Annotated in this window: 24 protein-coding genes; 19 read left to right on the top strand and 5 right to left on the bottom strand. The window is 61.0% G+C overall.

Annotated features, from left to right (window positions below; genetic code table 11):
* The first annotated feature begins 27 nt into the window (after positions 1 to 27).
* The 7 genes from FIU93_RS12880 (at position 28) to FIU93_RS12850 (ending at position 8085) form a co-directional block, all read left to right on the top strand.
* Positions 28 to 549 (top strand): hypothetical protein, encoded by a 522-nt coding sequence (locus tag FIU93_RS12880; protein WP_022998088.1) that lies wholly within the window; start codon positions 28 to 30, stop codon positions 547 to 549.
* Between the two features lie 239 nt (positions 550 to 788).
* Positions 789 to 1721, top strand: coding sequence for a ribose-phosphate pyrophosphokinase (locus FIU93_RS12875; RefSeq protein ID WP_031268253.1), 933 nt, complete (start codon positions 789 to 791; stop codon positions 1719 to 1721).
* Between the two features lie 390 nt (positions 1722 to 2111).
* Positions 2112 to 3119, top strand: a complete 1008-nt coding sequence (locus FIU93_RS12870) for a BMP family protein (RefSeq protein ID WP_075282500.1) — start codon at positions 2112 to 2114, stop codon at positions 3117 to 3119.
* A gap of 96 nt (positions 3120 to 3215) precedes the next feature.
* Positions 3216 to 4763, top strand: a complete 1548-nt coding sequence (locus FIU93_RS12865) for an ABC transporter ATP-binding protein (RefSeq protein WP_152505777.1) — start codon at positions 3216 to 3218, stop codon at positions 4761 to 4763.
* Positions 4760 to 5842 (top strand): ABC transporter permease, encoded by a 1083-nt coding sequence (locus tag FIU93_RS12860; protein WP_062487649.1) that lies wholly within the window; start codon positions 4760 to 4762, stop codon positions 5840 to 5842. The genes FIU93_RS12865 and FIU93_RS12860 overlap by 4 nt, the downstream gene beginning before the upstream one ends.
* Positions 5839 to 6783, top strand: a complete 945-nt coding sequence (locus FIU93_RS12855) for an ABC transporter permease (protein ID WP_152505776.1) — start codon at positions 5839 to 5841, stop codon at positions 6781 to 6783. Before FIU93_RS12860 ends, FIU93_RS12855 begins: the two co-directional genes overlap by 4 nt.
* Positions 6784 to 6792: 9 nt before the next feature.
* Positions 6793 to 8085 carry an amidohydrolase family protein gene (locus FIU93_RS12850; RefSeq protein WP_152505775.1) on the top strand — a complete coding sequence of 431 codons (1293 nt, stop codon included), beginning with the start codon at positions 6793 to 6795 and terminating at the stop codon, positions 8083 to 8085.
* Positions 8086 to 8267: 182 nt separating this feature from the next.
* Here FIU93_RS12850 and FIU93_RS12845 read toward each other — a convergent pair whose 3' ends face one another.
* Positions 8268 to 9038: a hypothetical protein gene (locus FIU93_RS12845; protein WP_152505774.1), complete on the bottom strand. Its 771-nt coding sequence runs from the start codon at positions 9036 to 9038 to the stop codon at positions 8268 to 8270.
* Positions 9039 to 9125: 87 nt separating this feature from the next.
* Between FIU93_RS12845 and FIU93_RS12840 the strand changes: the two genes are divergently transcribed.
* Together FIU93_RS12840 and FIU93_RS12835 are read left to right on the top strand one after the other, a co-directional pair.
* Positions 9126 to 9692, top strand: a complete 567-nt coding sequence (locus tag FIU93_RS12840; RefSeq protein WP_152505773.1) for a MarR family transcriptional regulator — start codon at positions 9126 to 9128, stop codon at positions 9690 to 9692.
* Positions 9689 to 10375 (top strand): MOSC domain-containing protein, encoded by a 687-nt coding sequence (locus FIU93_RS12835; RefSeq protein ID WP_022998097.1) that lies wholly within the window; start codon positions 9689 to 9691, stop codon positions 10373 to 10375. The genes FIU93_RS12840 and FIU93_RS12835 overlap by 4 nt, the downstream gene beginning before the upstream one ends.
* 1 nt (position 10376) lies before the next feature.
* Here FIU93_RS12835 and FIU93_RS12830 read toward each other — a convergent pair whose 3' ends face one another.
* Positions 10377 to 10724, bottom strand: a complete 348-nt coding sequence (locus tag FIU93_RS12830) for a hypothetical protein (protein ID WP_062487639.1) — start codon at positions 10722 to 10724, stop codon at positions 10377 to 10379.
* Positions 10725 to 11068: 344 nt separating this feature from the next.
* On the opposite strand from FIU93_RS12830, the gene FIU93_RS12825 reads away from it, so the two are divergent.
* Together FIU93_RS12825 and pth are read left to right on the top strand one after the other, a co-directional pair.
* Entirely contained in the window at positions 11069 to 11692 is a 624-nt protein-coding gene (locus tag FIU93_RS12825; protein WP_022998099.1) for a 50S ribosomal protein L25/general stress protein Ctc, read from the top strand.
* 159 nt (positions 11693 to 11851) lie between these two features.
* Positions 11852 to 12640, top strand: a complete 789-nt coding sequence (pth, locus tag FIU93_RS12820; protein WP_152505772.1) for an aminoacyl-tRNA hydrolase — start codon at positions 11852 to 11854, stop codon at positions 12638 to 12640.
* Positions 12641 to 12691: 51 nt separating this feature from the next.
* On the opposite strand, the gene FIU93_RS12815 is transcribed toward pth, so the two are convergent.
* Positions 12692 to 13297, bottom strand: a complete 606-nt coding sequence (locus FIU93_RS12815; protein WP_152505771.1) for an OmpA family protein — start codon at positions 13295 to 13297, stop codon at positions 12692 to 12694.
* On the bottom strand, positions 13294 to 14988 hold the full coding sequence (locus tag FIU93_RS12810) for a DUF4384 domain-containing protein (RefSeq protein WP_173017311.1): 1695 nt from the start codon (positions 14986 to 14988) through the stop codon (positions 13294 to 13296). The genes FIU93_RS12815 and FIU93_RS12810 overlap by 4 nt, the downstream gene beginning before the upstream one ends.
* A gap of 232 nt (positions 14989 to 15220) precedes the next feature.
* On the opposite strand from FIU93_RS12810, the gene ychF reads away from it, so the two are divergent.
* The 4 genes from ychF to FIU93_RS12790 all read left to right on the top strand — a co-directional run bounded on the left by ychF (position 15221) and on the right by FIU93_RS12790 (position 20716).
* Positions 15221 to 16321, top strand: coding sequence for a redox-regulated ATPase YchF (ychF, locus tag FIU93_RS12805; protein ID WP_152505769.1), 1101 nt, complete (start codon positions 15221 to 15223; stop codon positions 16319 to 16321).
* 160 nt (positions 16322 to 16481) lie between these two features.
* Positions 16482 to 17780 (top strand): MFS transporter, encoded by a 1299-nt coding sequence (locus FIU93_RS12800; protein WP_022998104.1) that lies wholly within the window; start codon positions 16482 to 16484, stop codon positions 17778 to 17780.
* Positions 17781 to 17945: 165 nt separating this feature from the next.
* The gene (locus FIU93_RS12795; protein ID WP_022998105.1) at positions 17946 to 18629 is read left to right on the top strand and encodes a fumarylacetoacetate hydrolase family protein; all 684 of its coding nucleotides are present in this window, start codon (positions 17946 to 17948) and stop codon (positions 18627 to 18629) included.
* A 311-nt stretch (positions 18630 to 18940) separates the two neighbouring features.
* Entirely contained in the window at positions 18941 to 20716 is a 1776-nt protein-coding gene (locus FIU93_RS12790) for an SLC13 family permease (protein ID WP_022998106.1), read from the top strand.
* Between the two features lie 8 nt (positions 20717 to 20724).
* Here the strand turns inward: FIU93_RS12790 and FIU93_RS12785 are convergent, their stop codons facing one another.
* Positions 20725 to 21624, bottom strand: coding sequence for an AraC family transcriptional regulator (locus FIU93_RS12785; RefSeq protein WP_152505768.1), 900 nt, complete (start codon positions 21622 to 21624; stop codon positions 20725 to 20727).
* A gap of 189 nt (positions 21625 to 21813) precedes the next feature.
* Between FIU93_RS12785 and FIU93_RS12780 the strand changes: the two genes are divergently transcribed.
* The 4 genes from FIU93_RS12780 to FIU93_RS12765 all read left to right on the top strand — a co-directional run bounded on the left by FIU93_RS12780 (position 21814) and on the right by FIU93_RS12765 (position 24201).
* Entirely contained in the window at positions 21814 to 22713 is a 900-nt protein-coding gene (locus FIU93_RS12780; protein ID WP_152505767.1) for an NAD(P)-dependent oxidoreductase, read from the top strand.
* Between the two features lie 118 nt (positions 22714 to 22831).
* On the top strand, positions 22832 to 23194 hold the full coding sequence (locus FIU93_RS12775) for a hypothetical protein (RefSeq protein ID WP_022998109.1): 363 nt from the start codon (positions 22832 to 22834) through the stop codon (positions 23192 to 23194).
* 72 nt (positions 23195 to 23266) lie between these two features.
* Entirely contained in the window at positions 23267 to 23725 is a 459-nt protein-coding gene (locus tag FIU93_RS12770) for a MaoC family dehydratase (protein ID WP_152505766.1), read from the top strand.
* Positions 23722 to 24201, top strand: a complete 480-nt coding sequence (locus FIU93_RS12765; RefSeq protein WP_055655912.1) for a MaoC family dehydratase — start codon at positions 23722 to 23724, stop codon at positions 24199 to 24201. The genes FIU93_RS12770 and FIU93_RS12765 overlap by 4 nt, the downstream gene beginning before the upstream one ends.
* Positions 24202 to 24269: the final 68 nt, after the last annotated feature.

Genomic DNA, 24269 nt, shown 5'->3' with positions numbered 1-24269 from the left:
TATCGACCGCGAGAGCCAAGCGTCTCCATGACAGACAAGACCACCCAACAATCCATTTCTTCCCGGCGCCTGTTGGCGGTTCTACTGCTTGGAGCAGGGCTTGCAGCCTGTCAGGCTGCTCCACAGCCCCCTACTCCGATCTCGACCACTGTCACCGCGCCGACGATCGCCGGTCAAGTCGACCCGGAAGAAGGCATCACCTTCGCGTTCGAACCGTTTACCGGCGCACCGGGCAACATTGCCGACGAGCTTTCCGAAATGATCGGCTCCGAAGCCCGCAAACAGGGCATCACGCTGGTGCGCCGCATCGGCGCGGCCGCCACCTACCGGGTCAATGGCTATCTGTCGGCCACCGGGCAGCCTTCCAACGGCACGGTCTTCTACGTTTTCGACATCGTCGACAGCTCTGGTCGCCGCGTGAAGCGAATCTCCGGAACGGAAGATACCGGCGGAGCCTCGGGCGACCCATGGCAGGCTGTCAGCTCCGGCACGCTGTCGCGCATTGCCAATCGCTCGATGGTGGAAATCAAGGCCTGGCTCAACCGATAATGAATTGCTTTGACGGGTAATTCCGGCGTGGCGTCACAAAAAATAAAAAAAAGCGGGCGTCAGGCACGAACGCCTGTTGTGGTCCGGTTGCTTGGTTGTTACAACGCCGCCGCCTGCCGAGGGTTTCCGAGCGAGGCTCCCGGCACCCGGCACATGACTTAAGACCTAGGCCTTTCCGCGTGTTTGCAAGGCACAACCTGTCTGCAAAACCGCCGTCGCACCAGAAGGACTTGCGGCTCATGAAGATCGTCGCGGGCAATTCCAACCGAGCCCTGGCTGAGGAAATATCCAAATACCTGGATGCCCCTCTCGCCAAATGCCAGGTCCGGCGGTTTGCCGACCAGGAAATCTTCGTAGAAATCCAGGAAAACGTACGCGGCGAAGATGTATTCGTCGTCCAGCCGACCAGCTATCCGGCAAACGACCACCTTATGGAGCTGCTCATCATCATCGATGCGCTCCGCCGGTCCTCTGCCCGCCGCATCACCGCGGTCATTCCGTATTTCGGCTACGCCCGGCAGGATCGCCGCGCCTCCGGCCGAACCCCGATCTCGGCAAAGCTGGTGGCCAATCTCATTACCGAAGCCGGTGCCGACCGCATTCTAACCCTGGATCTCCACGCCGGTCAGATCCAGGGTTTTTTCGATATCCCGACAGACAACCTGTTCGCAGCGCCCGTCATGACGCGCGACATCAAGGAACGCTACGCGACCGACAATGTCATGGTCGTGTCTCCGGATGTCGGCGGCGTGGTGCGCGCCCGTGCACTTGCCAAGCGCATCGAAGCTCCGCTCTCCATCGTCGACAAGCGTCGCGACAAGCCCGGGGAATCGGAAGTCATGAACATCATCGGTGATGTCAAAGGCTATGACTGCATCCTGGTCGACGACATCGTCGACAGTGGCGGCACGCTCTGCAACGCTGCCGAAGCCCTGTTGTCCAAGGGCGCACAGTCGGTAACGGCCTATATCACTCACGGCGTTCTGTCCGGTGGTGCCGTTGCCCGCGTGACCTCTTCCAAGCTGAAGGAGCTGGTCATCACCAACTCCATCGAACCGACTGCCGCCATCACGGCTGCAGCCAACATCCGTGCAATCTCGATTGCCCCGCTGATCGGCGAAGCAATCAACCGCACGGCACTGGAAAAGTCGGTTTCCAGCCTCTTCAGCTGATCGCCGAAACGTCGACTGCTCAAGACGCCCGGCCCGTGCCGGGCGTTTTTGCGTTCAGCCCACATTTTTCTGCGAGACTTGCCTTTTCCACGATTGCCGCATTGCTCGCCGCCGTAAAATTGCGGCCACGCCCGAGCCGGCGGGAGGGAATCGGAGCCGGATGCCGGCAGCCACAGGTTTTGCAGCCGGGACCTTGTAACCGCTCCTTCGGGCCGCATTCACGCCGACACCGGACGGGTAGTTTCCACCCCTCACAACCAGTCCGCGCCAAGCTTCACAAATTTTCCCAATTGTTCAAAAAATTTGCCGCCGAAGCTCCTGCCCAGCTTGTGAGCACGCATATTTTGTGGTCATCTAAGTCTGCACAAGGTCTTTTCCAGGGGATTTCAGATGCTCACTTCCAAACCATTTTCCAGGGCCCGCAGGGCCATGTTGACGGCCGCTCTGGCTGTCACAGTATCGGCAGGACTGTCCATTCCTTCCGCCAATGCCGCCGACCCGGTCAAGGTCGCAGCGATCTACACCGTTCCGGTCGAACAGCAGTGGGTCAGCCGCATCGACAAGGCGCTGAAAGCCGCCCAGGAACGCGGTGAAATCACCTACACCTTCTCCGAAAACGTTGCCAACACCGACTATGAGCGTGTCATGCGCGAATACGCCGAACAGGGCATGGATCTGGTGGTTGGCGAAGCATTCGCCGTCGAGCGCGCCGCACGCAAGGTGGCTGCGGAATATCCGGACACGGCTTTCCTGATGGGGTCGTCCTTTGGACCGGCTCAGCCGAACTTTGCCGTCTTCGACAACTGGATCCATGAGCCGAGCTATCTCTCCGGCATGATCGCCGGCGCTACCACCAAGTCGAATGTCATCGGCATGGTTGGCGGCTACGCCATTCCCGAAGTGAACCGCCTGATGAACGCCTTCATGGAAGGCGCAACCTCCGTGAACCCGGACGTGAAGTTCCTCGTGACCTTCATCAACTCCTGGTACGACCCGCCCAAGGCCAAGGAAGCTGCCTTCGCGATGATCGACAAGGGTGCGGACATTCTCTACGCAGAGCGCTTCGGCGTTTCCGATGCGGCCAAGGAAAAGGGCATTCTGGCGATCGGCAACGTGATCGACACGGCAAGCGACTATCCGGGCACCATCCTGTCCTCCGCGCTGTGGCACATGGAACCGACCATCGACAAGGCGATCGGCCTTGTTGCCAGCGACACCTTTGAACCTGCCGATTTCGGCCCCTACAGCTTCATGTCCTACGGCGGCGGCAGCTTCGTTGTGGACGAAAGCCTTGCTCCTGCCGACGCGGTTTCCGCGGCAAAGGCCAAGGAGCAGGAAATCCTCGACGGCCTGTTCCGCGTCAATGTGAACGACAGCGAACCGAAATCCACCATGTAGGCTTTCGCCTGCCACGTCCGGCGGTCACAATGACCGCCGGCGTTTCCCGGCCGCGGGGTTCAAGCGCGGCATTCATTCTTTTCCCGGGGGGATCATATGGCAGGTCCGGCACAGGACGCTGGTGTCGTGCTGCGATTGGACGGCATCACCAAGCGCTTCGGCGCTCTGACGGCCAATGGCGACGTATCGCTCGATTTGAAACAGGGCGAGATCCTTGCCCTTCTCGGCGAGAACGGCGCTGGCAAGACCACCTTGATGAACATCCTTTTCGGGCACTACGTGGCCGACGAAGGCCAGGTCATGGTTTCGCCGGACGGCTCCGGCTTGAGCGAACTGGAACCAGGCTCGCCGCATGCCGCGCTCCAGGCCGGCATAGGCATGGTGCACCAGCACTTCACCCTTGCCGAAAACCTGAGCGCGCTCGACAACATCCTTCTGGGCACGGAACGGCTTGCCGCGCTTTCCTCTTCCCGGGCGCCTGCCCGCCGCAAACTGGAAGAGCTGATGGCCCGCTCCGGCCTGACGGTTTCCCTCGACGCTCGCATTTCCCAGCTTTCCGTCGGCGAAAAACAGCGGGTGGAAATCCTGAAGGCGCTCTACCGCGATGCCCGCGTGCTGGTTCTGGACGAACCGACCGCTGTGCTGACACCCCAGGAATCCGACACTCTGTTCGCGACCTTGAAAAAGCTGGCCGACGACGGGCTCGGCATCATCTTCATCTCGCACAAGCTGGCGGAAGTCCTTGCCTCTTCGCACCGGGTCGCCGTGCTGCGCGGTGGCCGCAAGGTGGCCGACCTGCCGACAGCCGAATGCGACCGGCGCAAGCTGGCCGAGTTGATGGTCGGCCATGCCATTGTCGAGACTATGCGGTCCCCTGGCACACCGGGCGCACCGCTTTTCGTCTTGAACAAGGCCTCCGCCGGACATGGCCGCGATGCCTTGCACGCGGTCGACCTCACACTGAAATCCGGTGAAATCCTTGGCATTGCAGGGGTTTCGGGTAACGGCCAGACGACGCTTGCACGGGTCATTTCCGGTCTGGAACCGCTCACCCAAGGATCCATGACGCTGGAAGGCACGGTGATCGGCCACGCAAGTGCCCGAACCATGATCGACAACGGCCTTGCCCGCATACCCGAAGACCGTCACCACGACGGCATTGTCGGAGCGATGAGCGTTTCGGAAAACCTTGCCATCGAAGCCATCCGCAAACCGGAAAACCAGCGCCTCGGTCTGCTGCGGTTCTCCGCCATGCGGGAGCGGGCGCGCAACCTGATCAAGGCTTACGATATCCGCTGCCAGAGCGAGGACAGCCCGGCGCGGCTGCTGTCGGGTGGCAATATCCAGAAGATCGTACTGGCCAGAACCCTTGAAACCGTTCCAAAGGTGGTGCTGGCCGCCCAACCCTCGCGCGGGCTGGACGTCGGCGCCACGTCCGATGTTCACAAGCGCCTGCTGGCGGCTCGCGACCGCGGGGCCGGTGTCATCCTGATCTCGGAGGATCTTGACGAACTCATGCGCCTTTCCGACAGGATCGCCGTGATCCACCGCGGGCATCTGTCCGAAGCCGAACCGAGCGAGACGCTGGACCGCGGCTCTCTCGGCCTCAGGATGGCCGGACACAATGCGGAGGACGCAGCATGATCCGCTTCGAACCGCGTGGCCCTTCCTCCGTTTCCCGTATGCTGGGTGTATCGATTGCCGCGGCTGTTGCTGCCCTGGTGCTTGCCGCCATCCCCATGGCCTTTGCCGGCTTGTCGGTGTTCGAGGCCTACAGCCTCATGGCCAAGGGCGCCTTCGGCTCACTCTTTGCCTTCACCGAAATGCTGACAAGGGCGACACCGCTGATCCTCACCGGCCTGGCGGCAGCCGTCGCCTTCCGGGCCAAACTCTGGAACATCGGCGCGGAAGGCCAGCTTTATGCCGGCGCCCTTGCGGCGGTTGCCGTCGGTACCGGTGTCATTTCCGCGCCGCCCTACCTTCTCATTCCCATGGTGATCGTTGCCGGTGCGCTCGCCGGAGGGCTGGTCATGCTTGGTCCAACCCTTTTGAAAACCCGGCTTGGCGTCGATGAAGTCGTCACCACCTTGCTGCTGAACTTCATCATCCTGCTTTTCGTGCAGATGATGCTGGAAGGCCCGATGAAGGACCCCATGGGCATGGGCTGGCCACAGTCAGAACCCATCCTCGATGAAGCGGCCTTGCCCAAGCTGATGGACCGGATGCGCATTCACTGGGGTCTTGTCATCGCCCTCGTTTCATCGCTCGGCGTCTATTTCCTCTTGAAACGCACCGTCTGGGGTTTCGAAATCCGCGCGGTTGGCGAGAACGCCGCTGCCGCCCGTCACGCCGGCATTCCGGTCACCGCAACCTTCATCCGCGTCGGTCTTCTGTCCGGCGCGCTGGCAGGGCTCGCCGGCGTTGGTGAAGTTGCCGGTCTGAAAGGCTATCTGACCGCTGACCTATCACCCGGTTTCGGCTACTCCGGCATCGTTGTCGCCATGCTTGCCGGGCTCTCCCCGGCCGGTGTCGTTCTGGCAGCTCTCTTCATCGCCAGCATCTTTGTAGGGGCCGATTCCATGTCCCGTGCCACCGGTGTCTCCAACTATCTGGCAGACCTGATCGTCGCCATGGCGCTGTTGTGCGTCCTGGTCTCCGGTCTGTTCCTGCGCTTCAAGATCCGCTTTGTCGGCAGCCAGGCAAACCCGGAGGCGGCAGAATGACCGAGATCCTCGACATTCTCATCTCCGCCAACTTCTGGGCGGCCGCGCTCCGCATCGCGACCCCGCTGATCTTCGGCGTCATCGGAGCGCTTGTTTGCGAACGCGCCGGCGTCCTCAACCTCGGCATCGAAGGTATCTTCACCGCCGGTGCCATGGCCGGCTGGATGGCGGTCTGGCTCGGCGCAGGCCTGTGGGGCGGCGTTCTGGTCGCGGCGATGGCCGGAGCCTTCTTCGGACTGATCCATGCCATTCTGACCGTGCCTCTCGGGCTCTCTCAGCACGTCTCGGGCATTGGCGTGACGCTGTTTGCCACTTCGCTCAGTTATTTCATCTACCGGACGGCCCTGCCGGATGTCTCGTCACCGCCCCGGATCGAGGCTTTCAAGCCGCTCGACATTCCGGGCCTGAGTGACCTGCCGTTCCTCGGGCCAGCCCTGTTCCAGCAGACGCCCCTGACCTTCCTCGGCCTGCTGTTGGTCGCGGTCACGGCCTATGTGCTCTACCGAACCCCGCTCGGCCTGGCCATTCAGGCGGTCGGCGACAATCCGGCTGCCGTGGAATCGCAAGGCCTCTCGGTCTATGCGATCCGCATCGGGACGGTGGTTGCGGGCTCCGCGATCATGGCGCTTGGCGGCGCCTTCCTGACCATGTCGGCCTTCGACGCGTTTTTCTTCGGCATGGTCAACGGCCGTGGCTGGATCTGCATCGCCCTGACGGTGTTCGCCTCCTGGCGACCCGGCAAGGCCCTGATCGGCGCTCTGCTCTTCGGGGCTTTTGATGCCTTCCAGGTGCGTCTTCAGACCGAGGTCGGCAGTTTCATTCCCGGCCAGGTGTTCCTGATGATGCCGTATCTGCTTTCCATCGCCGCACTGATTGTCGTTGCCCGCCGGGCAGACTATCCAAGGGCCCTTCTTGTGCCCTACTTCCGTGGTCAACGCTGAGACAGTCCCATGAGTTTCGATCTCCTCGTCAAGAACGCCAACCTGCCCGACGGCCGCCACGGCATCGACATTGCCTGCCGGAACGGCCGTATCGAGGCTGTGGAAGCCGGGATCACGGCGGACGCCGGCCAGGTGATCGATGCTGGCGAACACCTCGTGTCGCCACCATTTGTTGACAGCCACTTCCACATGGATGCGACGCTGTCGCTCGGCCTGCCGCGCATGAACCGCAGCGGCACGCTGCTGGAAGGCATCGCGCTTTGGGGAGAACTGAAGGAGATCCTGACCGTCGATGCCGTTGTCGAGCGCGCCCTGAGATATTGCGATCTGGCCGTCTCGCAGGGGCTGCTGGCGATCCGCACCCATGTGGATGTGTGCGACGACAGGCTGACGGGCGTCAAAGGCCTGCTGGAAGTGCGAGAGAAGGTGAAGGACTACATCGACCTGCAACTGGTCGCCTTCCCCCAGGACGGGCTCTACCGCTCTGCCACCGCCGAGAAGAACCTTCTGACGGCACTCGACATGGGCGTCGACATCGTCGGCGGCATTCCGCATTTCGAGCGCACCATGGACGACGGTGCCCGGTCGGTCGCGCGGCTGTGCGAAATCGCGGCAGAACGCGGTCTGATGGTCGACATGCACTGCGACGAGACCGACGATCCGATGTCACGTCACATCGAGACGCTCGCCTATCAGACCCAGCACCTCGGGCTGCAGGGCCGCGTTGCCGGATCGCATCTGACGTCCATGCATTCCATGGACAATTACTACGTCTCCAAGCTGTTGCCGCTGATCGCCGAAGCGGAAGTGCATGCCATTGCGAACCCGCTGATCAACATCACGCTGCAGGGCCGGCACGACACGTATCCCAAGCGCCGCGGCCAGACCCGTGTTCCGGAGATGCGGTCCTACGGCATCAATGTCGCCTTCGGCCACGACTGTGTGATGGACCCCTGGTACTCGATGGGCTCCGGCGACATGCTGGAGGTCGCCTCCATGGGGCTTCACGTTGCCCAGATGACCAGCCGCGACGCCATCCGTTACTGCTACGACTGCGTCACCGCGCATCCGGCCAAGGCGATGAACCTGGACGGGTACGGTCTGGACAAAGGCTGCAAGGCGGATTTCGTGTTGCTGCAGGCCCGCGACACGATCGAGGCCATTCGCCTGAAGGCAACGCGCCTTGCGGTCGTCAAGTCCGGCAAGGTGATCGCAACAACCCCGGCCCGGCAGGCGCAACTCACCCTCTCCGGACGTCCGGCCCAGGTCGACCCGGCCTCCTACGCTCCGCACGAGGGCTGACCGTTTTTCCAAGTTCGCCCCCTGCGCCTCAGAGCCCCCTTCCCCCGTCATGCCATGGCTCGACCATGGCATCCACGCCGTTTCCCTGCCCCAGTCACGGCCTAGGAACCCAGCCCGGTCATGGCATGGATTGCCGGGACGAGCCCGGCAATGACGCGGTGAGTGGTTGGTGCTGATGCGGTTCAGTTCCCGGTCAATTTTCCCGGCAGGCTGAGATCGCCGGAGGCAACGTCGAAGACGTCGACGACGCACAGCAGTGGGGCGTGGACGTTCTGGTTCACCCGCAGGGCCGACGTGACGCCGTCATACGACAGGGTCTCAACAGTGCTTTCATCGGCAAAGGCCACGTTGAGGGTAATTTCCTCTGCCTCCAACACGGGTGAAAATCCAGGGCTGTCGATGTAGATCGGCAGGCCCGGCCAGGTGGCCGGCATCTTCGGGTTGGTGTCAGCGGGAATATCCTGCACGGAGAGTGCGCCGGCACCGCAGGCCTCGTTCGGTGTCAGCACCACCCAGTGCGAGTGCCAATTCGCGCCATCGTTCAGAAGGTCGCCGTCGCCGTCTTCATCAAAAAGCGGTGTGTCGTCGAAATCCGGATGGCTGGTAGCCACCAGCGCAAGGATGCCGTTCCCCCCTTCAAACCCGACCGTTTCCGGTTTCAGTGACGTTGGCCAGACATAGGACTGCACCGGCGCCCCTGCGAGCGCACCGTTTGCCTCCGGCACGCTCGCACCGGCCGTTCCCTTCAGTGTCATGTGGAAGGTTACGACACGCCCCTTGCGGTGCACATGGGCGGCCAGGATGTCGTAGTTCGGGTCGATCTCCTGGTTTTCCGGCGACAGGATTGCTCCCGTCTGGTGGAGCGCATGATTACCGCCTGCAAATGCCACAGTCGGCAGGGCAATTGCCGACACTCCGGCAGTCAGAACGGCTAGGGAAATGGATTTGTACATCGGCTTTCTCCTTGATTGAGGACGCAGTCTTATTAGTAGCGAGTCGAAACTATTGCAAGTTTAATTTCGACTCGCTACATAGAGAGCATGTTTGCTCCAACCGACACACAGACCATTCGCGACCTGATCGACCGGTTGACGCGTCTTGCCGCTGCCGAGGAGTGGAATGGGCCTTTGAACCCGTCACAATTTGCTGCGCTCAACTATCTTGCCCGGGCAAACCGCTTTTCACGCGCGCCCTCGCACGTCGCCGATTTTCTGGCAACGACACGCGGCACGGCTTCGCAAACCCTCAAGGCACTTTCCCGCAAGGAGCTGATCGCCGAAACGCGTTCGGAGGAAGACAAGCGCAGCATTCGTTATGACGTCACCCAGGCAGGCCGGGACCTGCTGCAGGACCCTTCGTCTCTGGAGAATGTCATCAACGCCTTGCCGCCGAACGTCGCCGCGTCTCTGGCCTCGTCCCTGAAAGCACTTGTCCTGACGATGCTGCATCAGCGCGGTGGCCGCTCGTTCGGTCTCTGCCGCACCTGCCGCCATCACGAGGCAAGGGAAACGGGGGGCTATTGCAAGCTGCTCAACGTGCCGCTCTCGCCTGTCGATGCCGCACAGCTCTGTCACGAACACACACCAGCCGAAAGCCATCAGCCATGACCGCCAAAGCCCGTATCGTCTCCCTCTTCACCGGAGAGCCAGAACACCGTTGGGAGGGCAAGGAGCCGTCTGCCATCCGCAAGACCCGCGCAGATGGTATCCTCCAGGTCAGCTCCACCGGCATCACCACCGACCGTCAGGCGGATCTTTCCGTACATGGCGGACCGGAAAAGGCACTGCATATCTATCCATCGGAGCATTATGCCCACTGGCGGGACGCCTTTCCGGAAAAGGCGGAAATCTATCAGCCAGGCGGTTTCGGCGAGAACATCGCTTCAGAAGGCTTTACCGAGGAAGACCTGTGCATCGGCGACATCCTGTCGGCGGGCACGGTCCGCATGCAGATTTCCCAGGGCCGCCAGCCCTGCTGGAAGCTGAACATGCATACAGACAACCCTACGCAGGCAGCCCATTTCCAGAAGACAGGCCGAACCGGCTGGTATTTCCGGGTGCTGCAGGAAGGGTCGTTTCAGGCAGGCGACGAGTTGACCGTCGTTGAACGCCCCTGCCCTGACTGGAACCTGCGCGAGGTGATCCACGCCCGGTTCAACCCTCGGCTGGATCCGGCGGTGGCAAAGGCTCTGTCAGAACTTGAAGAGCTGGCTGAACCCTGGCGTGTCTCCTTCGCCAAAAAAGCCGACCCGGCCTTTCAGGAAGACACATCGAAAAGGCTCAACGGATAGGTCAGGCACCTTTCGGCGGCAGTGTCAAAGCATTGGCGATGGCAAGATCCAGCCAGTTTTGCAGAACTTCGTCGGTGCAATCGTCCTCACCGACGAAGAACATGCCACTCAACATGCGCCCGCCCTGTACGATCGGTTCAGCACCCGGCAGTGCCAGCCCGGCAGCATGGCTGGACTTGCCAAGACGGAAGATGAAACGCCGTTCGCCCTCCCTGGTGCGGTCGGCACCCGCGATCATGTGGCCATGCAGCAGAAAGCACATCGCGCCCATCATCCTTTTTTCGCTGATGCCTGCCCTGTTTCCAAGCGCCTCGCGCAAGCGGTCGTTGAGGTCTTCATCGATGGCCATTGGGTCGATTCTTTCAGACAGGGAAGGTCAGAAAAACGGGTTCGGACAGCAGGAGACACACCCGCACAGAGGACCGCAGCCTCTTCCGGATGAGCCAATCGGTCAACCGGAAGGTTCAGCAAATCTGTGTTACAGACCGGTTTGCAGGTGACCAGCTTGAAATTTCCGCAGTTCCCTGCGACAAACGAGCGACTGCGGACTTGCACTTTCCTTGCGCTTTGGGTATATCCGCGCTCGCGCCTGCACCCCTGGAGGAGGCGCTTCTGGACCGATCCCGGACAACATGAGTCTTCTGGCACGGTGGTTCGCCGGTCCGTTACCTATACACTCGAAGGAGTTTTGCCATGGCTGCCAGCTATGAGCTGAAGGCGTCGGCACGGGACCGGGTGGGCAAGGGGGCCGCACGGGCACTGCGTCGCGAAGGCCTTCTCCCTGCCGTGATCTACGGCGACAAGAAACAGGCACTGCCGATCACCATTCCGGTGAAAGAAACCACCATTACCCTGCACAAGGGTGGTTTCCTTACACACATCGGTATCATCGATGTGGACGGCGAAAAGCATCAGGTTATTGCCAAGGATTTCCAGCTGCACCCGGTACGCGACGACGTCATGCACGTCGACTTCCTGCGCGTTGCCAAGGGCTCCACGCTGACGGTTGAAGTTCCGGTTCACTTCCTGAACGAAGAAACCTGCCCGGGCATCAAGAAGGGCGGCGTCCTGAACATTGTTCGCCACACCGTCGAAATGACCGTTCCGGCCGACAACATTCCGGAAGCTCTCGAAATCGACTTGGCCAAGGCACAGCCGGGCGACAGCCTGCACATTTCCGCAGTTAAGCTGCCGGAAGGCTGCCAGCCGACCATCACCGATCGCGATTTCACCATCGCCACGATCGCTGCTCCGGCCGGTATGAAAGAGACCGACGACGAAGCTGAAGCAGAAGAAGGTGAAGGCGAAGCTGAATAAGCTGCAGCCTTGCTTTAAAAATCGGGAGGCGGCCTCCGCCTCCCTTCTCCTTGCGGGAAAACTTGCAGAGCAGCCGCCATCGGCTGCTTTTTCGTTTCAGGATTAGCCAGCCGGTCTGCATTGCGCTACATGCAGCCGCTCTACCTTGAAAGGCACACCATGAAATTGATCGTCGGCCTGGGCAATCCGGGCGCCAAATACGAAGGCAATCGGCACAATATCGGTTTCATGGCCGTTGATGAGATCCATCGCCGCCACTCCGGCTTCCAGCCCTGGAAAGCCCGTTTTCAAGGTCAGGTTTCCGAAGGCCGCCTCGGCTCGGAAAAGGTCCTGCTGCTGAAACCCAGCACCTACATGAACGAATCCGGCCGCTCTGTCGGCGAAGCCATGCGGTTCTACAAGATCGAGCCGGCAGACATTGTCGTCATCTACGACGAACTCGACCTGCCGCCTGCGAAATTCCGCATGAAGATCGGCGGCGGCCACGGCGGCCACAACGGCCTGAGATCAATCACGGCGCATATCGGCGAAAGCTACCGCCGGCTGCGCCTCGGCATCGGTCATCCGGGCGACAAGAAGCTGGTGTCCAACTACGTCCTGGGTGATTTCGCAAAGGCCGATCGGGACTGGCTGGAGCCGCTCCTGATGGAAGTCGCCGATCAGGCTCCGTTGCTGGCCGAAGGCAAGGACAGCCAGTTTGCCAACAAGTTGACCCTGGCCCTGGAGCCCGAAAAGGCACAGCGCAAGGGCAAGAGCCAGGACGGCAAGGTAAAGGATGGCACGACCGGAGCCGCCAAGGCCATTGCTCCCGGACAGGGCACCCCCGCACCAGCCAAACCCAAGGGCCAGAGCCATATCCGCCAGGCCCGGCAAGGCAAGTCGGTCAACTTGCCCAAGTCAGGGCCCATGGCTGACATGCTGAAGAAGCTGCTTGGCGGCGGCGACTGAGGACGGTCCCTCCAAGTACACCAGCGCAACCGGGCTGCCTGTAATTGGCGGTCAGGACAGCGGCTGAACGTTGATGATCTCCACACGCCTGTTGCGGCCGCTGGCCGGATCGCCCGGATCGACTGGACGGCTTTCGCCGTAGCCCACCGGCACAAGCCGTTCACGGGGGATCGTATAGAACGCTGCCAGAAACTCCGCGACCATGAAGGCCCTTCGTTTCGACAGGTCCAGATTATAGGCCGACGTGCCGCGCAGGTCCGTGTGCCCGGCGATCTGGAAACGCATGTTCCTGAGCCGCGGATCCTGCAAGGCCTGTCCGAGCGCCTGCAACGTCAGAATGCCGTCGTTGGTCAGTGAGGCGGAATCGAACTCGAAATTGACCGTCAGATTGATGCGCGGCAGCTCCACTTCCGGCGGCAACTGGCCCTCGATGCTGATCCCTCGAAACGGGTGCGGTTCCTGCTTTCGCATGGACCGGGATTTCGGCGCGCCGGCGTCTGGCAACAACGCGTTGATGATCTGATCCGGCGTGACGGACTGGGCGGAGGCGCCGGCTGGCAGCATCATGGGGACCAGCAGCGCCAGAACGGGTGCCAATGCCAGGCGGGCGGTCGCAAATTCGATAAGAAAGCGCATGTCGAAACCTTTGAGTGTCACTCTTCCCGGATCGTCAAATGAAGGACGGCTGCAGAAATCTCACGTGGCAGGCTCATTTCGTCCGGCCGGTCCGCCATCCCTGCCCGCAATGCCGTCAGGAAATATCTGTCGTCCGCGGTACCGGCGCCGCCTTCAGCGCTCACAGGCATGGAGAATTGCCCGGATCCGCCGTTTTCCAGTTCTTCCAGTTGGATGACGGGGCTATGAGCTGCAATCACGATAATGGCTTCCGATCCGGCAGGTGGCTGCACGGTGAATTTCTGACGCCCCTGCCGGCCATCGCCATAGACGAAACGGTCGCCGAATTGCACCTGCTGGCGCACAGGACCGCGACGCGGCAAGAGGTTCACCACAGTGCCGTCGGCCTGCAGATAGACGATGTAGAGAAACGAGGCGAAATCCGGTGCGGTCACCTCGAAGGCCAGCGAATCTCCGTAGCGTAGATCCGCGCTGCCTCCCAGGAGCCGAATGCGCGGTCGCGAAGGTTCCGCCAGTGGCCGGGCTAGGGTCTTCAGGGCTTCGCACACGGGCCAGGGCCTGACATCGATTTTCTGAAGCTGCTCGGGCGGAAACTCCGCTTCCAGTTTCCGGAGCGCTTCCTGTGTGCTCACGAAACCGGCGAGCAGCGGCATGCCGTCCGGCGTATCCTCGCTCACGTAAAGGCTGCTGCAGCTATCCCCCGCAAAGGCCACCTCATTGTCCCGGTCGGTTCTGGTCAGTCCTGGCACCGGACGCGGAGGCACGATGGACGTGCGCATGACCGACGCGTTGTGCATGTCGGCCTTCGTTGCTTCGTAGCTGATCCAGCCATACCCGTCTCCGGACCAGTAAGGCCCCCAGGAGTTCTGGACAAGGAATGCCTGACGCCGTTCATCGTACCCGACGAACACCATCTGGTGTCCTCCGGCGGCCCCGCTGTGACGCCCGAGCGATCCCTGGTAGATCTCTCCCGATTTCAGATATTGCAGCGTCACCCCGTCCGGCGTCTGGGAGGACGGCACCACGCCGACCATCAGGAACCCGGTGGCCACGGGGTTACCCGCCGCCAGCTGCTGCTTGATCGCATCCAGATCCCGGTCCGTCGCATTGCGGCGCTGGCGACCCTTGTCGAACACGAACAGGAAGTCTCGAATGCGGAACCTGTCGGGGGCCATCGTTGCGGTTTCCACCCGTTCCGAGCACATGGCGGCGTCAGGAATGTCGTCCTGGTCGGGAGAGCCGTTGCCCTTGAAATAGGCCATCGCCAGAAGCGCATGACTTCCGGCGGTTTCACACGCCTCCTGCCGGTTGCGGATCTGCGAATGGAGAAACGCCGGACTTGGCGTGAAGGTGCGGTTGCCGGGTTCCACGTTGTTTTCAAGCGCAGCGTAATAGCCGCGCATGGCATACCCGATGGCATAGGAAACACAGCTGCCGTATGTCTGCAGCAGGGGTGGTGGCATCATTGGCGACAGGTCGATCGCGTCGGGGATATAGGCCCGCGTGACATTTACCTGTCCGACGCCTTCCAGCAGCGCAGGATCGATCGGCGCATCGCCCAGAAGGCCTGTCAGATCACGTGGATTGAAGCTTTGAGCCGATGCCGGATTTGCCGAGAAGAAAGTGGCACAAGTGGTGACGGCAGCCAGGGTGGCAAACAGGCTGCCGGAAAATGCACACAGAAACCCGTGTTTCTTGCGACTGAAAATCATCGCGTCCCAATTCCCAAAACAATCGCCCAAAACACCCACACGACTATAACCGATAAACAACCGGAGGGAAGCTTTCAGCCGGATCACATCGCCGGACGCCTTTCCTTTTGCCGCTTCTTCCTGACATGCTCTTGACAAACACCCGCCCGCAGTCCGCCAAAGCCTTGACCTCTTGACCCGGCTCGGGCATTTAGCGCTGCAAAGTCTCAAGACCAACCGAAAGCGAACTCCCATGGGTTTCCAGTGCGGCATTGTCGGACTGCCGAATGTCGGCAAGTCCACACTCTTCAACGCGCTCACCAAGACGGCAGCTGCACAGGCTGCCAACTATCCGTTCTGCACCATCGAGCCGAATACGGGCGAAGTTGCCGTTCCGGATCCGCGCCTCTACGCGATCCGTCAAGTTGCAGGGTCCAAGGAAGTCATTCCGACGCGCATCACCTTTGTCGACATCGCCGGCCTCGTGCGCGGCGCTTCCAAGGGCGAAGGCCTCGGCAACCAGTTCCTGGCCAACATTCGCGAAGTCGACGCAATCGCACACGTGCTGCGCTGTTTTGAAGACGACGACATCACCCATGTGGAAGGCACTGTCGACCCGATCGCCGATGCCGAAACGGTCGAGACCGAACTTATGGTCGCCGACATGGAAAGCCTTGAGCGCCGCATTGCGCCGCTGAAGAAAAAGGCCTCCGGCGGCGACAAGGAAGCCAAGGCTGTGCTGCCCGTCATGGAAGCCGCGCTGGCCCTGCTGCAGGACGGCAAGCCGGCACGCGTTCTGGAAGTCTCCGGTCCGGATGAAGAGAAGATCCTGAAGGGTCTGAACCTCCTGACTGCAAAGCCGGTTCTCTACGTCTGCAACGTCGACGAGGCATCCGCAGGCGAAGGCAATGCTCTCTCCGCCAAGGTCGCCGAAAAAGCGAAGGCAGAAGGCGCTGCCGCCGTCGTGATTTCCGCTGCCATCGAAGCGGAAATCTCCCAGCTCGACAAGGAAGAACAGGAAGAGTTCCTGGAGACCATCGGGCTTGAAGAGCCGGGCCTCGACCGGCTGATCCGCGCAGGCTACGACCTGCTGGGCCTGATCACCTATTTCACGGCAGGCCCGAAGGAAACCCGCGCCTGGACTATCACCGAAGGCACCAAGGCCCCGGGCGCAGCCGGCGTCATCCATACGGATTTCGAACGCGGTTTCATCCGCGCGCAGACCATTGCCTACGACGATTACGTCGGCCTCGGCGGCGAAACCGCAGCCAAGGAAGCGGGCAAGGCTCGCGACGAAGGCAAGGAATATGTCGTCAAGGACGGCGACGTCCTGCTCTTCAAGTTTAACACCTGACGAAATCCCGCGCAGGCAGCCAGGCGCCGCCTGCGCGTTTCCCGTCCGCTTCCACCTCCCGGTCAGCCGCCTTCCTCAGAAGGCACGGAAACGGAAGATAAAGACATCCCCTCTAGGGTTACCCGAACAAACGGGAATTCGACCTGCAGGAGGGGCCAATATGGCGGGACGAAGCGACACCAGGATCCGCAAGATCATTGCGGGAACGGTGGGGAACACGCTGGAATGGTACGATTTCGCCGTCTACGGCTATCTTGCCCCCATCCTTGCGCAACAGTTTTTCCCGAGTGACGATCCGACCGTCAGCCTGATCAGCACCTTCGGTGTCTTTGCGGCAGGCTTCCTCATGCGTCCCATCGGCAGTCTGCTGCTCGGCCATATTGCCGACAAGACCGGCCGCAGCCGGGCTCTTCTGTTGTCGGTCGCCCTGATGGCCATTCCGACGACGCTGATCGCCTTCTTGCCGACCTACGACCAGATTGGCATTGCCGCACCTGTGCTGCTGACGCTGCTGCGGTTACTGCAGGGGCTTTCCGTCGGCGGCGAATACACCGGTTCAACCGTCTACCTTTACGAGATCGCCCCGCCCAAGCGTCGGTGTTTCACGGTTTCCTGGGCCCTGGTCGGGGCAACATTCGGCATTCTGCTCGGTTCCGGCGTGGCGGCTCTGGCAACCGGCCTCCTGCCGGCGGACGATCTGGGAAGTTGGGGATGGCGCATTCCCTTCGCCTTCGGTCTGCTGGTCGGCCTGACCGGTTTCATGATCCGAAGCGGCACCAAGGCAGAGGAAAGGGACCAACCGCCCTCCTCGCACGATCCTGTCAGTGCTCCGGTTGGCGAAGTCCTGCGCAACCACCGGCCCGCCCTGCTGCGGACGATAGCTTGCAACATCCTCAACGGTGTCGGCTTCTATCTGACGTTCGTCTATCTCACGTCCTACCTGGTCGACTACGTCAAGTTCACGGAAAGCCGGGCCCTGACGATCAATACCAGCGTGATGGTCGTCTTCATGCTGCTGTTGCCTATTGTCGGCTATCTCGCCGACAGGATCGACCGAAGAACCATACTGCTGTTCGGATCGGGCGGTGTCGCCCTCTTCGCCCTGCCGATGTTCTGGCTGGTGCATCATCCGGATCCGGTCATGGTCATTCTGGGCCAGCTCGGCATGGCCGTTATTCTCACCGCCTTCTTTGCCCCGCTCATGGCCGCCATGGTCGGCCAGTTCCCTGTGTCCGTGCGCGTGACCGGCTATTCCATCGGATATAACATCCCGCTGGCGCTCTTTGGCGGCACGGCACCGCTGTTTGCCACCTATCTGATCGACAAGACCCACCTGCAGCTTGCGCCGGCGTTCTACATGATCGCTGCCGGCCTGCTGGCCTTCGTGGTCATCTGGTTCATGCCTTCGGAGGACGGTAGTATCAGCCAGGACGAAGAAGCGGAGCCGGCTCCAACGTAGTCCAGGGCAACAGGACCACCTGCATTTCGGCCTGAACGCCTCTGGTGTGCCCAACAAATCGCACGGCAAAGGCTGGCTCCACCGGGGCGAACATAACTCCCGCTCGACAGGATGCTGCCGAACCCGGTACAAGCAGGCTTTCGTCAATTCTCGAAAGTGTCTGCGATGTCGACCGTCATTCCGGCTCCCTTCCCCACGATCCTGCCCGTCAGCGAAAGCCAGAAGGGTTTTCCAGTCCGCCGGGTCTATTGCGTCGGTCGAAACTATGCCGCTCATGCCGTGGAAATGGGCCACGATCCGAACAGGGAAGCGCCGTTCTTCTTCCAGAAGAACCCGGACAACCTCGATCCTTCCGGCGAATTTCCCTATCCGCCCCTGTCCAGCGACGTGCACCACGAGGTCGAACTCGCGGTCGTTCTGAAGTCCGGCAAGCGCAGCATCCCGGCAGCCAGTGCACTTGAACATGTTTACGGCTACGCCGTTGCCCTCGACATGACCCGCCGCGACCTGCAGGCGGAGGCCAAGAAGGCGGGGCGCCCGTGGGAAGCCGCCAAGGCTTTTGAACGCTCTGCCCCTATCGGCCGGATCATGCCGGCGGCAGACAGCGGCTTCCTCGACCAGGGCCGGATTGCACTCAGTGTGAACGGAGAGCTTCGCCAGGAAGGCGACCTCAACCAGTTGATCTGGAAAATACCGGAAATCATCGCCAAGCTGTCCGAGCTGTTCCAGCTTGGTGCGGGCGACGTCATCCTGACCGGAACCCCCGCTGGTGTCGGCTCCGTCCAGCGCGGCGATCTCATGCTGGCGACCATCGACGGCTTGCCGGAGCTGACCGTCAGGGTCATTTGACAGGCCCGGGTGGGCGTGTGCGCGCTCGCGTTGAGATCCCCGGTATTGCCGCATTGCAAGGGCCCGGAAAGCAGCCGCTTTCCGGGCCTGGTCTTATTGGCCTTCTCTCGCCCTTGAAAGCTGCGGAACCTTTTGGTGGCAATCCGTGTTTAGAAGTCGTGGTCCCGGTTTCTCCGACAACGGCGCTGTCCAGCTCCGTTCGGCCGGAAATGCAAAGGAAGACGGACCAAGTCCTTTAAGTGGTCTTGAGATTGCGGGTCGGCCATGTTCAGGTCGAACCCGGATTTTGAAGTCTTTGCCGGAGCCTGTTCGTGACCTTTGACCAGATTGCCCTGTTCGTCCTCTTCGGCACTGTCTTCGCACTGCTGGTCTGGGGCCGTATCCGCTTCGATCTCATTGCCTTTGGCGCGTTGATCCTGGGTGCGTTCCTGGGTCTCGTCCCTTCCGAGGAAATCTTCTCCGGCTTCGGCCATTCCGCCGTCATGATCATTGCCCTCGTGCTGATCGTTTCGCGTGGGCTGATGAACTCAGGCGCTGTGGAACTGATTGCGGGCGTGGTGATTTCCGCTTCCAGAGGCCTGTCGCGGCATATCGGTCTGATGGCCATCGTCGGCGCCAGCCTGTCGGCAATCATCAATAACGTGGCCGCGCTGGCATTGCTCATGCCGCTCGATATGGAGGCAGCCAAGAAGGCGGAACGTTCGCCTGGCCTCTCCCTGATGCCCCTGTCTTTCGCAACGATCCTTGGCGGCATGATCACCCTGATCGGAACACCGCCAAACATCGTCATCGCGCAGTATCGTTCGGATGCATTTGGTGCGCCCTTTTCCATGTTCGATTTTGCCCCTGTCGGCCTCGTGGTCGCAGTGACAGGCATTGCCTTTGTTGCCCTGTTCGGCTGGCGCCTGCTGCCCCGCCATTTCCGGGACAAGCCGAAGCAGGAGGGCTTTGCCGAAAGCCTTTATGCGGCCGAACTGAAGGTCGGGGAAATCTCGGAAGAAAAGCCGCTTACCGTCGGCGATCTTTACCCCGTTGCCGACGAGAAGGATGTCGCCATCATCGGCCTCATCCGCAATGGCCGGCGTGTACGCGGGTTTGCCCGCCGCGAGGCGATCAAGTCCGGAGATTACCTGTTCGTGGAAGGCGACCCCAAGGCTATCGAGGCCTTCATGGGCGCCGCCAAGCTGGAATTCGCCGGCTCAGAACAGCACAAGGGCGGCCTGAACAACGACGCCCTGTCACTGATCGAGGCAATCGCGCCGGACAATGCCAGGATCATCGGCCGGTCGAGTTTCGACATGCGTCTCCTTTACGGCCACAGCGTTACCTTGCTCGGCATTTCCAGGCAGGGTCGCCGCGTACAGAAACGCGTTCGCCACGAAGAGATACGCCCGGGTGATGTGCTTCTGCTGCTGGGCACCCCGGAGCGGCTGGAAAGCGCCTGCGCCTGGCTTGGTGTTCTGCCTCTGGAAGGACGCAAGACGGGCGTCATGCAGCGCAACAAGGCCTGGCTGGCGATCGCAGGCTTTGCCGTTGCGATTGCAGCAGCCGTTGCCGGCCTTGCCTATCTCCCGGTTGCCCTGGCTGCCTGTGTGATTTTTTATGCCGCCGCCGGCCTGATCAGCGGATCGGAGGTTTATCAGTCCGTGGAGTGGAAGGTGATCGTGCTGCTCGGCTCGTTGATCCCCCTTGGACAGGCTTTCGAGGAAGCAGGCAACGCACAGCTGATCGCCGACGGTATTCTCGCCCTCACCTCGACGGCTCCGGCCTGGGTCACCCTCGCCATCCTGATGGTGGTGACGATGACCCTTTCCGACTTCCTGAACAACGTTGCCACCTGCCTGATCGCAGCGCCTATCTCGGTCCAGATCGCCAATTCCCTGCAGGTGAACTCCGACCCGTTCCTGATGGCGGTGGCGGTTGCTTCGTCCTGTGCGTTCCTGACGCCGATCGGCCACAAGAACAACACCATCATCATGGGCCCGGGCGGCTACCGCTTTGGCGACTACTGGCGCATGGGCCTGCCGCTCGAGATCCTCGTCCTGGCCGTCAGCATCCCGGCCATCCTGCTGTTCTGGCCGCTCTGAAACAGAGCTCAGGCAGCAGGCTTCAGAGGCAGGCAGATGTCGGTCAGAAGGTCCGCCGGCGCCGTGTCGCGCGGGTTGTTGAGATAGACTTCCAGACAGGGCGCATCGTCCGGTTCACGGCCGGACTGCGTCAGCCACTCGCCGTAAAGCCACTCGTAGGCCCATTTCATGTCGGCGTAGGGTCCCTTGTAACGCAGCACCGCGTAGTCACCAGCACGCGTTTCCCGCTTCTCGAGCGGAGCATCGACCGGGAAGCTATCGTTTATGACCGCTCCGGCAGCCGACTGCAGATCATCTTCGGCGACATGGGTCGGGTCGGAATAATAGAGCGCCTTCATCGCACCGATCCGGCCGACCAGCTGACGGCTCACCAGAATGCCGAAAAGTGTCTCAAACGCCTTGCCGATCTCCATGTAGGCGCCTCGGTGAGGCAGCACGGCCAGGGTTTCGGACGGAAGGGTTTTGACGGAAACGTCATGCATTGGAGTTGGTCCTTTCTGTTTGGGAAGTGGTGCACCGCCGTTGGCCGGTTGAACCCGGCGCGAGGAAACGGAGGAGCGGTAGGCGGTGGGGGTCTGGCCGTAAGCCTGTTTGAAGCTGCGTGAAAAAGCCTCTAGGCTGCCGTAACCGGCCCGTTTTGCGACGGCGGGCAAGGCCAGATCCGTATAGGCAAGGTCTCCCGCGGCACGATGAAGGCGCAGACGCTTGACCGTCGTGAAGATGGATTCGCCATAGGTCGACTGCCAGACCCTGTGCCAGTGTGAGGGAGAAAGGGCCGCCACCTCGGCAAGCGTCGCCAGATCAGGATCCTCATCGAGGTTGGCGTAGATATATTCGATCACCCTTGTGAAACGGCGGACATAGCCGTTGTCTCGCGGTGAGAGTGTGAGCTTTTCGTGATTGGTCATGGACTTGGCCCCGTTCGATTGATGGGACCCTAGCACCATGCTTTTTGATAAATCTTGCTGACTTCCACCCTCTCACGCCGGCACATTCCGGAAGAACAAGGTCTTTCTTCCAGAAAGACAAAACAGGCACTGGCTTCCGGCGTCGGAATGGCCATGATGTACGCAACTCAAAAACAGGGGAGTTGAACCATGACCACCCAGAAACGCATTCTGTTCACCGGCGGTTCCGGCAAGGCCGGACGGCACGTCATTCCCTATCTGCTGGCGCAGGGACATCGCGTCGTCAATGTCGACCTGAAACCGCTTGATCATCCAGGTGTCGACAACCTCATCGCCGACATCACCTCATCGGGTGAAATGTTCAACGTCATGACCAGCTACGCCAATTTCGATGAACTGGAACCGGGCAACGGGGTGCCAACTTTCGATGCGGTGGTCCATTTCGCGGCCGTGCCGCGCATTCTCATTCATCCGGACAACAGAACCTTCGAAGTCAATACGATCGGCACATACAACGTCATTGAAGCCGCCGTGAAGCTCGGCATCCGCAAGATCGTGATCGCCTCTTCGGAAACCACCTACGGCGTCTGTTTCGCCGATGGCGTGGTCGACCCGAAGGTGCTACCCGTGGAAGAAGATTATGACGTCGACCCGATGGACAGTTACGGGCTTTCCAAGGTGGTCAACGAACAGACCGCCCGCGCCTTCCAGCGCCGGTCCGGCTTCGATATCTATGCGCTGCGGATCGGCAATGTCATCGAGCCGCACGAATACGACCGGTTCCCGGATTTCTTCGCCAATCCTGCGCAACGCCGCAGAAACATCTTCTGCTATATCGATGCGCGCGACCTCGGTCAGATCGTCGACCGCTGCCTTGAAAAGGACGGGCTCGGCTACCAGGTCTTCAACGCCGGCAACGACACGAATTCCGTCGATATTCCGAATGCGGAAATCCTCAAGCGCTTCTTCCCCAACGTGCCGCTGGGCCGGGAACTCGGCGAGCACGAGGCCCTGTTTTCGAACCGCAAGATCCGCGAGGTTCTGGGCTTCCAGGAAGAGCACAACTGGCGCAAATACGTGACCGTATAACCGGTGATCCAGGCAAGAACGAAGGCTGGCGGATTTAGTTTTACTTCCGATACGGCTGGGACTAGCTTCTGAACGCAACACTGTCGGGCAGCAAGGCTGCCCACCTGGGAAACGTGCCATGAAGCTACTGAAATCTGCCACTCTCGGCCTTGCCCTCCTGGCGTCTGCGACTGCAGCCGTCGCACAGGGAACCGGCTCGCAAGGGTACTTCCAGATCTACAACAACACCGAAGACAACGTCGTCGTCGGCTTCTACACCAATGACGGCGACGGCTGGTCGGACAACTGGCTGTCCGGACCGCTTTCGCCGGGTGAAAGCGCGAAAGCCGAGTTCGCCGCCGACACCGGCAATTGCGCGCAGACCTTCCAGGTCGGCTGGCTGGCCGACGACGATACCGAAGTTCTCGACGATCCGATCGACATCGATATCTGCGAAGCCAGCAACGTCTACATGGATGATAACGAGATCTATTACGACTGATCTTTTCTTCCAATCTCAAGGCGGAAACGCGGACCATCGCGTTTCCGCGGACTGCCAACACCACCGGAATTCATGACCGATCTCCTTTATTTTGAAGACTTCGAACCTGATCAGGTCTTCGAGCTGGGCTCCCTCACCGTCAGCAGGGACGAAATCATCGATTTCGCTGCCGAGTTCGATCCGCAGCCTTTCCACCTCGACGAAGAGGCCGGCAAGGCATCCATCCTCGGCGGGCTCGCTGCCTCCGGATGGCATACAGGTTCGATGGTGATGCGCCTGCTTGCCGAAAATTTCCTGACCAGGACAAGCGGCCGTGGTTCGCCGGGTATCACCAAGCTGCAGTGGAAGCGTCCCGTTCATCCAGGTGACTGCCTAACGGCCCGGGTCGAAATACTCGACACGAGAGACTTGCGGTCGAAACCGGACCTTGGGCTCGTCAACATTCGCGTGACTGCCAAGAACCAGAAGGGCATTGAAGTGCTCGTCTGGGAAAATCCGAACCTGTTCGCGAGACGGGAGGTCGCCCGGTGAGTGCCTTTTTCGAAGATATTGAAGTGGGTGACACGCTTGACCTCGGGGAACACACCTTCACCCGGGAAGACATCGTGCGTTTTGCGGAAAAATACGATCCGCAGGCTTTTCATCTCAGCGAGGAGGCCGCCGCGCAGACCCATTTCGGTCGCCTGTGCGCTTCCGGTTGGCACACGGCAGCGGTTTTCATGAAGCTCTGGGTCGCAAGGCACAAGGCTCTTCAGGAAGAAGCGCTGGCGGCAGGGCAAACACCAGCCAATATCGGCCCCTCGCCCGGGTTCGAGGATCTCAAGTGGATCAGGCCGGTCTTTGTTGGTGACACGCTGCGATACCGGCGTGTGGTCACCGGCAAGACCGAAAGCCGGACCCGCCCGGACTGGGGTCTGGTTCATTCCGACATGCAGGCCTTCAATCAGGACGGAACGCTGGTGTTCTCCTTCAAGGGCACGGTCTTCGTCGAACGCCGCAAGCGCTAACCGGACAATCAGTCGGCCCTGTTAAAACGCAAAAGCGAGCTGCGTCCTCAAGACGGCAGCACGCTTTG

This window comes from Labrenzia sp. THAF35, from assembly GCF_009363595.1.
Lineage (GTDB): Bacteria > Pseudomonadota > Alphaproteobacteria > Rhizobiales > Stappiaceae > Roseibium > Roseibium algicola.
This window is presented reverse-complemented; position numbering and strand designations above follow the sequence as displayed.

Coding starts and splice junctions, on each gene's coding strand:
- FIU93_RS12880 (WP_022998088.1), top strand. CDS start 28: ATGACAGACAAGACCACCCAACAATCCATTTCTTCCCGGCGCCTGTTG.
- FIU93_RS12875 (WP_031268253.1), top strand. CDS start 789: ATGAAGATCGTCGCGGGCAATTCCAACCGAGCCCTGGCTGAGGAAATA.
- FIU93_RS12870 (WP_075282500.1), top strand. CDS start 2,112: ATGCTCACTTCCAAACCATTTTCCAGGGCCCGCAGGGCCATGTTGACG.
- FIU93_RS12865 (WP_152505777.1), top strand. CDS start 3,216: ATGGCAGGTCCGGCACAGGACGCTGGTGTCGTGCTGCGATTGGACGGC.
- FIU93_RS12860 (WP_062487649.1), top strand. CDS start 4,760: ATGATCCGCTTCGAACCGCGTGGCCCTTCCTCCGTTTCCCGTATGCTG.
- FIU93_RS12855 (WP_152505776.1), top strand. CDS start 5,839: ATGACCGAGATCCTCGACATTCTCATCTCCGCCAACTTCTGGGCGGCC.
- FIU93_RS12850 (WP_152505775.1), top strand. CDS start 6,793: ATGAGTTTCGATCTCCTCGTCAAGAACGCCAACCTGCCCGACGGCCGC.
- FIU93_RS12845 (WP_152505774.1), bottom strand. CDS start 9,038: ATGTACAAATCCATTTCCCTAGCCGTTCTGACTGCCGGAGTGTCGGCA.
- FIU93_RS12840 (WP_152505773.1), top strand. CDS start 9,126: ATGTTTGCTCCAACCGACACACAGACCATTCGCGACCTGATCGACCGG.
- FIU93_RS12835 (WP_022998097.1), top strand. CDS start 9,689: ATGACCGCCAAAGCCCGTATCGTCTCCCTCTTCACCGGAGAGCCAGAA.
- FIU93_RS12830 (WP_062487639.1), bottom strand. CDS start 10,724: ATGGCCATCGATGAAGACCTCAACGACCGCTTGCGCGAGGCGCTTGGA.
- FIU93_RS12825 (WP_022998099.1), top strand. CDS start 11,069: ATGGCTGCCAGCTATGAGCTGAAGGCGTCGGCACGGGACCGGGTGGGC.
- pth (WP_152505772.1), top strand. CDS start 11,852: ATGAAATTGATCGTCGGCCTGGGCAATCCGGGCGCCAAATACGAAGGC.
- FIU93_RS12810 (WP_173017311.1), bottom strand. CDS start 14,988: ATGATTTTCAGTCGCAAGAAACACGGGTTTCTGTGTGCATTTTCCGGC.
- ychF (WP_152505769.1), top strand. CDS start 15,221: ATGGGTTTCCAGTGCGGCATTGTCGGACTGCCGAATGTCGGCAAGTCC.
- FIU93_RS12800 (WP_022998104.1), top strand. CDS start 16,482: ATGGCGGGACGAAGCGACACCAGGATCCGCAAGATCATTGCGGGAACG.
- FIU93_RS12795 (WP_022998105.1), top strand. CDS start 17,946: ATGTCGACCGTCATTCCGGCTCCCTTCCCCACGATCCTGCCCGTCAGC.
- FIU93_RS12785 (WP_152505768.1), bottom strand. CDS start 21,624: ATGACCAATCACGAAAAGCTCACACTCTCACCGCGAGACAACGGCTAT.
- FIU93_RS12780 (WP_152505767.1), top strand. CDS start 21,814: ATGACCACCCAGAAACGCATTCTGTTCACCGGCGGTTCCGGCAAGGCC.
- FIU93_RS12775 (WP_022998109.1), top strand. CDS start 22,832: ATGAAGCTACTGAAATCTGCCACTCTCGGCCTTGCCCTCCTGGCGTCT.
- FIU93_RS12770 (WP_152505766.1), top strand. CDS start 23,267: ATGACCGATCTCCTTTATTTTGAAGACTTCGAACCTGATCAGGTCTTC.